This is a genomic window from Pseudorhodoplanes sp. (assembly GCF_035565855.1).
Taxonomy (GTDB): Bacteria; Pseudomonadota; Alphaproteobacteria; order Rhizobiales; family Xanthobacteraceae; genus Pseudorhodoplanes.
Window position 1 is genome coordinate 1 of record NZ_DATMRX010000122.1, and the last position, 9639, is coordinate 9639.

Below are 9639 nucleotides of genomic sequence, written 5' to 3' on the forward strand. Positions count from 1 at the left end.
TGACGTGTCGGTTCTCCCCGTCCTAGTGCTCGACCATCGCAGTCACCGGTAGATCGGGAACCGGTCGACAAGCACCTTCACCTTGTCGCGCACCGCGGCCTCGACGAGCGAATCCTCTTCGGCCTGCTTCTGGGACAGCACGTCGAGAACCTCGGCGATCATCGCGCCGACCTGCTTGAATTCCGCGACCCCGAAGCCGCGGGTCGTGCCGGCCGGCGTACCGAGGCGGATACCGGACGTGATCGTCGGCTTTTCCGGGTCGAACGGGATGCCGTTCTTGTTGCAGGTGATGTGCGCGCGGCCGAGCGCGGCTTCGGACACCTTGCCGGTCAGACGCTTGGGCCGCAGATCGACAAGCATCAGGTGCGTATCGGTCCCGCCCGAAGTGATGTCGTAGCCAGCGGACTTCAGGGTTTCGGCCAGCGCCTTCGCGTTGTCCACGACGTTCTTCGCGTAAATCTTGAAGTCCGGCCGCAAGGCTTCTCCAAACGCGACCGCCTTGGCCGCGATCACGTGCATCAGCGGCCCGCCCTGCAGGCCGGGAAACACCGCCGCGTTGATCTTCTTGGCGATCTCCTCGTCATTGGTCAGAACCACCCCGCCGCGCGGGCCGCGCAACGTCTTGTGCGTGGTCGTCGACACCACATGGGCATGCGGGAATGGCGAGGGATGCACGCCGCCGGCGACAAGCCCGGCGAAATGCGCCATGTCCACGAACAGGTAGGCGCCGACTTCGTCCGCGATCTCGCGAAAGGTCTTGAAGTCGATGATGCGCGGATAAGCCGAACCGCCGGCGATAATGACCTTCGGCTTGTGCTCTTGCGCGAGTTTGCGCACCTCGTCCATGTCGATGCGGTGATCGTCGGGCCGCACATTGTAGGCGACCGCGTTGAACCACTTGCCCGAATAATTGATCTTCATGCCGTGGGTCAGATGCCCTCCGGCCGCGAGATTAAGGCCAAGGAAGGTGTCGCCCGGATTCATCAAAGCGAAGAAGACGGAGGCGTTGGCCGAGGCGCCGGAATGCGGCTGCACATTCGCGAAGCGGCAGCCAAACAGCTTTGTCACACGGTCGATCGCGAGTTGCTCGGCAACATCCACGAACTGGCAACCGCCGTAATAGCGCCGCCCCGGATAGCCTTCCGCATATTTGTTGGTCAGCACCGAGCCCTGTGCCTCGAGAACCGCGCGGCTGACGATATTCTCCGAGGCGATCAGCTCGATCTCGTCGCGCTGGCGGCCGAGTTCGCTGGCAATCACGGCGGCGATCTCAGGGTCGCTCTCGCGCAGCGATGCTGTGAACATATTGTTACGATCAACGCCGGCCGCGGACCGGTCGGTTGCCGACATGGCATGTCTCCTGGATGGGCTCGATCCGCGCCGATACCACGCGGCGGCACCCCGCGCCAAGCAATAGAATCCGGCTGCTCGGAAACCGCAATATCTAGCGGGAATCCGTGATTTCAAGCCGCCGGCGCAGCTTGGCCAAGGCGAGTTTCTGCAGGTCCACCCGGGAGGCATGGGCGGGCCCCATGACCGTCACCTCGATTCCCGTGGCGGCGTCGATGGCGGCGATCTTCATCACCGCGCCGATTGCAGTGAACTCGAACAGGACCTCGCGGGGCTCTGACATGGGTGAATTGCAGCTAGCCGCGACTGATCGTTGCCGCGCCGATGCCGTCGCGCCCATAGATGTCATCGCGGAACTGCACGACGCCGTCCTGGGTCGCCCAGGCCGTGACATAAACCCAGTACAACGGCACCGGGGTCTTCAGCCGCGCGTCCTTGCGCTCGCCCGAGCGGATCACCTGGTCGATCTGCTGACGCGACCAACCGGGCGTCCCCGCCAGGAGCCAGGTGACCAATTCGCGGACATTCTGTACCCGCACGCAGCCCGACGAATGAAAACGAAAATCCTCGCCGAACAGGTTTCGCGACGGCGTGTCGTGCATGTAGACGCCATGCGCCGAGGGGAAGTTGATGCGGATTGCGCCGAGCGAATTGAAGTCGCCGGGGTCCTGCTTGAACATGTAATTGACGGCTTCTTCCGAGTACCAGTTGATCTGGGTCGGCTGCAATTCCCTGCCCCGGCCGTCGAGGATGCGGATCCGCTGCTTTGTCAGGTAATCCGGCTCCTCCTGCATCCGCGGGATGAGATCGCGTTTGACGATCGAGACCGGCACCGTCCAGTACGGATTGAAATTCACTTCCACGATACGGCTGTTGATTTCGGGCGAGGCGCGATCCGGCTTGCCGACCACCGCGGTGTGCCGGGTCACCGCGACGCCGTTTTCGATCGCCTCGATCTGGGCCGCCGGGATGTTGCACATCACGAATTTCGGTCCGAGATTTCCCGAGAAGCTTTTCAGCCGCGTCAGATTGGTCCGGAGCTGCGCCACCCGCACTTCGGCGGGTACATTCATTGCGCTGAGGGTCGCTTCTCGGACCAGCCCGTCGACCGTCAGGCCATGGCGAGCCTGGAAGCGCTTGACCCCGGCTTCGACGTAGGAATCGAAGACATCGCTGACACCGGCGCTGGTTGCGAGGTCGCCTCCGGCAATCAGGCGCTGCCGCAAGGCGATCACCGCCTTGTCCCGGTTTCCGAGCCGCATCCGGTCGGAATTCGGAACGGCCGGCCAGCCACCCTGCGCCGCCAATTGCTCGTAACGCGGGATCGCGGCCTCGGTGGTCTGGACGGTCTGGGGCGCGAGCGTCGGCAGCGACGATTTCGGCATTTTCACCGACCGGATGCCGGCATCATAGGTCTGGCCGAAATCGGACCGGCGGGTCTGCTCCATGAGCATCTGCAGGACCTTGTCCTGGGCTTCCGCCCGGCCAGCCGCAAGCGCCGCGCCCGCACCGAGCGCGCCCTGCCCGAGATGGCGCAAGACCGCGCGGCGATCCCAGATCGATGAGCTTCGCGGGCGATCGGTCATGGCGGTCCGTGACACGCTGATGAGTTGAGTTAAAGCCGGAACCGGCGCATTGGCAATGGGTCGGAAACAAGAACGGCTTGGCGGCCGTCTCGACGCCGGTGCGATCAGCGCGCCGGCTGCTCTTTCGCTTCGCAGCCGAGGCAGATCAGCCCATTCGGCTTCGTGCGTTCGAATTTCTTGCAGTTCGGACAATAGCGCCGTCGCAGCATCGAACCCCCTCCGCTCGCATTCGCGTCCCGTCTCACGCAGCGAGAATCGACGCTGACGATACCAAGCAATGCGGCAGGAGCATGTCGCCCCGACGCTGGTTCCGCGCTGTCGGGGAAGTACAGGCTCGTGGGTGAGATCAGTCCTGACGGCGGCCTTGCGAGGGACCAAGCGGACCCTTTCGCGGCCGGGTCATTCCTTCCGGAGGCGGCTGCGTTTTGCGATCCGGCTGCTCACGAACGTCAGCACCGCCTTGCGCTGCACGGTGAGCCGAGCGCGTTGCTTTGACTTCAACGCAGCGCGGAGCACCCGGATCGGTGTCATAGGTCCCGCCTTTTTTGTCCCGCGCGTCATCCATGGAAGCCAAACCGCTGATGCAGCGGTTGGTTCCGGGATTTCGGGAAAGGCTCTCAGCCTTCGCTCACGGAGCGAATGCCGAGAGGACGACGCAGTCGCACTGCGGCCACTCCAGCAACGCGGACCCATAATATGGAGCGAGGTGATCGAAATCGCGTGCGCGACGATGCGCGCACGGTTTCGATGGCGGTCGACTACAAGCGGTACAGGATCTGGTCGGTCCAGAAGCGCTCAAGCCGGTGCAGCGACTTGTTCAGCGTACCGAACTCGTCGGCGGAAATGCCACCCACCTGTTCGACGGTGCGAACATGCTTCTGGTACAGATTCTCGACGATGTCGCGGACATCGCGGCCCTTGTCGGTCAGCTTGATCCGGACCGAACGACGATCGACGCGCGAACGCTGGTGATCAAGGAAGCCCATCTCGACCAGCTTCTTCAGATTGTAGGAGACGTTCGAGCCGAGATAATACCCGCGCGTGCGCAGTTCGCCGGCCGTCAGCTCCTTGTCGCCGATATTGTAGAGGAGAAGCGCCTGGACCGAGTTGATGTCCGCGCGGCCGCGGCGATCGAACTCGTCCTTGATCACATCAAGGAGGCGCCGATGAAGACGCTCCACCAGCGTCAGGGCTTCGAGATAGAGAGGCCGGATGTGTTCGAAGCGCTGCGCATTTTGCGCAGGTTGCTCGGCCGGCTTCATAACCGCTTTCATGTGACGCCTTCCTGTAATCGTTTTTTTCAGTTTTGTGCGAGGCCCTGTTTTCCCTCGCTTAAGATCGGAAATTACCGACGATGATCTAAAATCGGCTTAAACAACAGAATAAAGAGAAGGTTTATTTGGCGCGCCCACACCTCGCACTTAAGCTACAAATGCGGGGCTTTTTCGAAACGGATGATTCACCCTCGCCCTGTGCAGCGGCAAATTTGTCGATCTGAAGTTGTGGGCAGGCATCGTTTTACCGAACCGCTGCACCGGTTGTCCGATTTTGTGACGAACGATGTTCGTCTTACATGCTGCCGCGAGTCAGGATTGAACCGCTGGCGACGAGCTCCATCAGCAGCGCCATCGTCGCCTGTCCCGAGGATGAGAACGGGTCGAGAACCGGCCGCTCGGAATATTTCAGCAGCACGGCGCGGTTGATCGTCTCGACGTTCACCTGCCCCATGCTCCAGCCGGGAAAGCGCCGCTCTGTAATTTCCTCGTACGACAACAACCGCACCTGCGAATGGCGCTGATCGCAGACGATGACATTGAAAAGATCGCAGACTTCGTTGCGCCCGCCTTCGATCACCTGCACGAACACATCGCTTGTGTGACACAACAGACCGGTAATTCCGCGGGGCGAATTGTTTCGCCGCGACTGTTCGAGGATCCTGTCCAGCAGGTCTGCCGGTGCCGGCTTCACCGGGCGGCTGGCATAAAGGCATCGAACGAGCATCGCAGCCTCAACTTTGCATGGCGATCAGCGACAGGAATTCACGGCGTAGTGCAGAGTCCTTCAGGAACGAGCCTCGCATGACACTATTGGTCATCTTTGACGCCGTGTCCTTGACACCGCGCCAATGCATGCAGAAGTGATCGGCTTCCATCACGACGGCGAGACCATCGGGCCGCACGATATCCATCAGGTAATCCGCCGTCTGGGTGATCGCCTCTTCCTGGATTTGCGGGCGCGTCATGATCCACTCGGCGACGCGTGCATATTTCGACAGTCCAATCAAATTCGAATGCTGGTTGGGCATCAGGCCGATCCACAGCCGGCCCATGATCGGACAGAGGTGATGACTGCACGCGCTGCGGATCGTGACCGGCCCGACAATCATCAGCTCGTTGAGGCTTTCGACATTCGGGAATTCCGTCACCCGCGGCGCCGGTTGATAGCGTCCACGAAACACTTCTGTCAGATACATTTTCGCGACGCGATGCGCGGTGTCGTGCGTGTTGTGATCCTTGTCGATGTCGATGACGAGGCTTCTCAACACGCCTTTCATCTTTTCGGCGACTTCCGAAAGAAGTTCGTCGAGTTCGCCGGGTTCAAGGAAGGACGCGATGTTGTCGTTGGCGTTGAATCGTCGCCCCGCACGCTGCAACCGCTTACGGATCCTTTCGGACACCGGCAGTTCGGTCTGGCCCGTGATGCTCACGTCGTCAGCCATGATGGTCCGTACAATTGAGTGCCATAAGCGACCGATCCTTCCATCGGTCACCGGTCATGTGAGGGTGATCGCTGCCTGCAGGCAAGACGGCGACCGACGAGGCGGAATGGCTCGCGTTATTCTCCGCGCAGGAAGCGCACGATGCCGGAGAAGTCCCGTCCCCCCTCCCCGGTTCCGACATAATGCTCATAGATCGCGGTCGCACCGGCCCCGAGCGGCGTTCGCGCTCCCGCGGCCTTTGCCGCTTCCTGCGACAGCTTGAGGTCCTTCAGCATCATGTGTGCGGTGAATCCGGCCTGATAGTCACGGTTCGCCGGAGAGGTCGGAACCGGTCCTGGCACGGGACAATAGCTCGTCATCGACCAGCACTGGCCGGACGACTTCGATGAGATGTCGAACAGCTTCTGCGCGTCGAGGCCGAGCTTCTCGGCCAGAACGAAAGATTCCGATACCGCGATCATCGAAATACCGAGGATCATGTTGTTGCAGATCTTCGCAGCCTGGCCGTTGCCGGGCCCGCCGGCATGAACGATGGTCTTGCCCATGGCTTCGAGAACAGGCCTTGCTTTCACGAAGGCTTCGTCGGAGCCGCCGACCATAAAAGTGAGGGTGCCGCCTTGCGCACCGCCGACGCCGCCCGAGACCGGCGCATCCACCATCGGCAGGCCCTTGGCTTCAGCCGCGGCAGCAACCTCGCGCGCGGTCTCGACGTCGATCGTGGAGGAGTCGATCAGGAGCGCACCGGGTGTTGCGTTTTCGATGATGCCGTCCGGCCCGAGATAGGTCTCGCGGACTTCATTCCCGGACGGAAGCATGGTGATCACGATCTCGGCTTCTGCCGCCGCCGCCCCCGGTTTGCCGGAGGAGGTGCCGCCCGCGGAGACCAATTTGCTGACCGCATCGAGGCTGATGTCGTAGCCCAGCACGTCGTGACCGGCCTTGAGCAGGTTCTGGGCCATCGGGCCACCCATATTCCCGAGCCCGATGAAGGCTATGCGCGCCATGGTCTCACGATCCTCCCGGTCAAGCCTCGCCGTTTCCGCGAGGTTACGTCAATGCGGGTGCTCGCGCGCGGATTGCAGGGCCAGCACCAGATAGGTGCACAATAGCACCAGCTCGATGACCACGACGAGCCATGAACCACCGTAGATCTGCGGGAAAAACACCTGCACCGCAGCCATCGAGACGGCCGCGGTCAGCCACACGACGGCGCCCCAGACCGCGGCGAGCCACAGGCCGACGGCGGCGACGAGGTCGATGATCGCAAAATAGACCGTCGCCGTCTGCCAGGGGATCGACTCCGTCGAAAAGCGCGAATCCGGACCCTCGCCGATGCCGAGCACCACCGACCAATGGTAGAGCCCCTTCAGCATCGACACCACCGCCATCGCGCGCAAAAACCAGATCAGCCAGCGCGTCCAGCGCCCCTGCTCCTGCTTCTCGTCATCGGCACGAACCGGGGCGAGCGCCGGCGCCAGGTCCAGCACCCTGGCGACCGCCGACCGGGCAGGCGCAGGCGTGACGTCGACGTCCGTCGTTACGGGCCCTTCCGACGGGGCGGCCGTTTCGGCGGGCACGGCATCCGTCGCCGGTGCATCCGAAGGCGCATCCGGCTCGCTCATGTCAGCTCCAATTCGTTACCAGGCAGGGCTGCAAAATGTCGTGCAACCACATCGTTTTCGACCAACGCCAATGCAGGCGGCGTCCAGCGCGGCGCATTGTCCTTGTCGATGATGACCGCTCGCACGCCTTCCCTCATGTCGGGACCATAGACGATCCGGGACACGATGCGAAATTCGGTCGCCATGCAGGCCTCGAAGGAATGGGTCCGCCCGTAACGCATCTGTGCGAGGGCGAGCACGAGACTCGTCGGCGATTTGCTGTGAATGGTCTGCAATGCGCTTGCAGACCATCTGGATTGGTCTGTGCTCTTCTGCGCCTCGCCTTCGAGCGCCTTGATAATCGCGTCGACACTGTCCCAGGAAAATGTCCGGTCGATGGTCCGCCGGCGCGGCATCACCTCGCCCGGCCCGACGCTTTCCATGAAATCGGCGAGGACCGCATTGACCGGGTCGCTACCGCAGAGCGCATCCTTCAACTCGCCGAAGCGATGCGACTTCACATGATGGGTCGCAGCGCCGGAGAGAACCGCGTCGGCCGCCTTGATCCGTTCGCCTGTAAGGGCAAGATAAGTCCCGATCTCGCCGGCGAGCCGCGGCAAAGCGTAGGTCGCGCCGACATCCGGGAAGAAGCCGATGCCGACCTCCGGCATTGCGAAGGCATAGCGCTCCCCTGCGACCCGATGCGACCCGTGGATGGAGATGCCGACACCGCCGCCCATCACGATGCCGTCGATCAGGGAGATATAAGGCTTCGGATAACGCTTGATCGCAGTGTTGAGCGCGTATTCCTCGCGGAAGAACGACAAGGCGTCCTGATGCCTGCCTTCGGCAATCAGTTCGTAGAGCGCGCGGATGTCGCCGCCCGCCGAGAAGGCGCGCTCGCCATTCGCGGTGACGAGTACCCGCGTGACCGCCTCGTCCTGCCGCCATGCATCGAGCTGCGCTGCGAGTGCGCGCACCATGCCATGGGTGATGGCATTCAATGCCCTGGGGCGGTTGAGCGTGACGATGCCGGCACTGCCGCGCCGCTCGAACAGGATCTCGTCTGTCGTGCCCTGGTCTGTCGTGCCCACGTCAGTTATCCAGCAAGTCCCGGCTCACGATCAGCCGCATGATCTCGTTGGTCCCTTCCAGAATTTGATGCACGCGCACGTCGCGCAACACGCGCTCGATCGGATGATCGCGCTAATAGCCGTAACCGCCATGCAGTTGCAGGCAGCCATTGATGACCTCGAAGCCGGCGTCGGTCGCGATGCGCTTTGCCATCGCGGCAAGCCGTGTCTTGCCCGGCTCGCCGCAGGTCACCGCATGCGCTGCGCGATGCACCATCAGCCGTGCCGCTTCCAGCTCGGTCGCGTAATCGGCGATCCTGAACCGCAGTGCCTGGAAATCCGAAAGCCGGGAGCCGAACTGCTTGCGATCGCGCATATGCGCGATGGTGCGGTCGAGACAGAATTGCGCCCCGCCCAGCGAGCAGGCCGCGATGTTGAGACGGCCGCCATCGAGCCCCATCATCGCGATCTTGAAGCCATCGCCTTCCCGGCCGATCAGGTTGTCGGCCGGCACGCGGCAATTTTCGAAATTGACCATCGCTGTCGGCTGAGATTTCCAGCCGAGTTTCTTTTCTCGCGCCCCGAACGTGAGCCCCGGGGTCCCCTTCTCCACCGCGATGCAGGAGATGCCTTTCGGTCCCGGACCGCCGGTGCGCACCATGCAGACATAGATATCGGACGTCCCGCCGCCCGAGATGAAAGCCTTGGAGCCGTTGAGGATGTAATGGTCGCCATCCCGCTGCGCGCGGGTGGACAGGCTCGCGGCATCCGAGCCCGCGCCCGGCTCGGTCAGGCAATAGCTCGCAAAATGCTCCATGGTGCAGAGCTTCGGAAGAAAGCGCTGTCGCTGCGCCTCGCTTCCGAAGGCGTCGATCATCCAGGCCGCCATGTTGTGGATCGAGATATAGGCGGCCGTCGATGTGCAGCCCTGCGCCAGCTCCTCGAAAATGATCGCAGCGTCGAGCCGCGTCAGTTCCGAGCCTCCGACATCGCCTTTCACGTAGATGCCGCCGAAGCCGAGCGCCGCCGCCTCGCGCAAGGTCTCCACCGGGAAGATCTCATGCTCGTCCCATTCCGCCGCGCGCGGCATCATCGCGTCCCGCGCGAATTGCCGGGCGGTGGCCTGAAAGGCGCGCTGGTCCTCGGACAGGGCGAAATCCATGAACCGAACGCATAGGTTTGGCTGTGTCGTCCGTCAATTGTGGCGGCGGTGGGCGTATGGGGGTAAAGTGCCGCCGATCCCCGCTCATTCCCGCGAAACCGGGAATCCAGCACCGACAGCTCCGCGTCCCCGCCATCGCGGGACCGGG

At 62.7% G+C, this 9639-nt stretch carries 9 protein-coding genes and 1 pseudogene; all 10 read right to left on the reverse strand.

The features are described 5' to 3' along the window. Window positions 1-42: 42 nt before the first annotated feature. Window positions 43-1350 (reverse strand): serine hydroxymethyltransferase, encoded by a 1308-nt coding sequence (gene glyA / locus VN004_RS06815; RefSeq protein WP_325608285.1) that lies wholly within the window; start codon window positions 1348-1350, stop codon window positions 43-45. Between the two features lie 94 nt (window positions 1351-1444). Then, the gene (locus VN004_RS06820; RefSeq protein ID WP_325608286.1) at window positions 1445-1633 is read right to left on the reverse strand and encodes a DUF6898 family protein; all 189 of its coding nucleotides are present in this window, start codon (window positions 1631-1633) and stop codon (window positions 1445-1447) included. Window positions 1634-1646: 13 nt separating this feature from the next. After that, the gene (locus VN004_RS06825; protein WP_325608287.1) at window positions 1647-2936 is read right to left on the reverse strand and encodes a L,D-transpeptidase family protein; all 1290 of its coding nucleotides are present in this window, start codon (window positions 2934-2936) and stop codon (window positions 1647-1649) included. A 758-nt stretch (window positions 2937-3694) separates the two neighbouring features. Then, entirely contained in the window at window positions 3695-4210 is a 516-nt protein-coding gene (gene ldtR, locus VN004_RS06830) for a transcriptional regulator LdtR (protein ID WP_325608288.1), read from the reverse strand. A gap of 295 nt (window positions 4211-4505) precedes the next feature. Continuing rightward, a complete protein-coding gene (locus VN004_RS06835) occupies window positions 4506-4937 on the reverse strand; it encodes a BLUF domain-containing protein (RefSeq protein ID WP_325608290.1) in 432 nt (143 codons plus the stop codon). Window positions 4938-4944: 7 nt separating this feature from the next. Continuing rightward, a complete protein-coding gene (gene folE / locus VN004_RS06840; protein WP_325608292.1) occupies window positions 4945-5655 on the reverse strand; it encodes a GTP cyclohydrolase I in 711 nt (236 codons plus the stop codon). Window positions 5656-5771: 116 nt separating this feature from the next. Continuing rightward, the gene (gene mmsB / locus VN004_RS06845; protein ID WP_325608294.1) at window positions 5772-6659 is read right to left on the reverse strand and encodes a 3-hydroxyisobutyrate dehydrogenase; all 888 of its coding nucleotides are present in this window, start codon (window positions 6657-6659) and stop codon (window positions 5772-5774) included. Between the two features lie 48 nt (window positions 6660-6707). Beyond that, window positions 6708-7277 (reverse strand): DUF6163 family protein, encoded by a 570-nt coding sequence (locus VN004_RS06850; RefSeq protein WP_325608296.1) that lies wholly within the window; start codon window positions 7275-7277, stop codon window positions 6708-6710. Further along, window positions 7274-8350 (reverse strand): enoyl-CoA hydratase/isomerase family protein, encoded by a 1077-nt coding sequence (locus VN004_RS06855; protein ID WP_325608298.1) that lies wholly within the window; start codon window positions 8348-8350, stop codon window positions 7274-7276. Before VN004_RS06855 ends, VN004_RS06850 begins: the two co-directional genes overlap by 4 nt. Before the next feature lies 1 nt (window position 8351). Further along, window positions 8352-9491 (reverse strand): annotated as a pseudogene (locus VN004_RS06860) (acyl-CoA dehydrogenase family protein). Between the last annotated feature and the right edge of the window lie 148 nt (window positions 9492-9639).

Coding starts and splice junctions, on each gene's coding strand:
- mmsB (WP_325608294.1), bottom strand. CDS start 6,659: ATGGCGCGCATAGCCTTCATCGGGCTCGGGAATATGGGTGGCCCGATG.
- ldtR (WP_325608288.1), bottom strand. CDS start 4,210: ATGAAAGCGGTTATGAAGCCGGCCGAGCAACCTGCGCAAAATGCGCAG.
- VN004_RS06825 (WP_325608287.1), bottom strand. CDS start 2,936: ATGACCGATCGCCCGCGAAGCTCATCGATCTGGGATCGCCGCGCGGTC.
- VN004_RS06820 (WP_325608286.1), bottom strand. CDS start 1,633: ATGTCAGAGCCCCGCGAGGTCCTGTTCGAGTTCACTGCAATCGGCGCG.
- VN004_RS06835 (WP_325608290.1), bottom strand. CDS start 4,937: ATGCTCGTTCGATGCCTTTATGCCAGCCGCCCGGTGAAGCCGGCACCG.
- VN004_RS06850 (WP_325608296.1), bottom strand. CDS start 7,277: ATGAGCGAGCCGGATGCGCCTTCGGATGCACCGGCGACGGATGCCGTG.
- folE (WP_325608292.1), bottom strand. CDS start 5,655: ATGGCTGACGACGTGAGCATCACGGGCCAGACCGAACTGCCGGTGTCC.
- glyA (WP_325608285.1), bottom strand. CDS start 1,350: ATGTCGGCAACCGACCGGTCCGCGGCCGGCGTTGATCGTAACAATATG.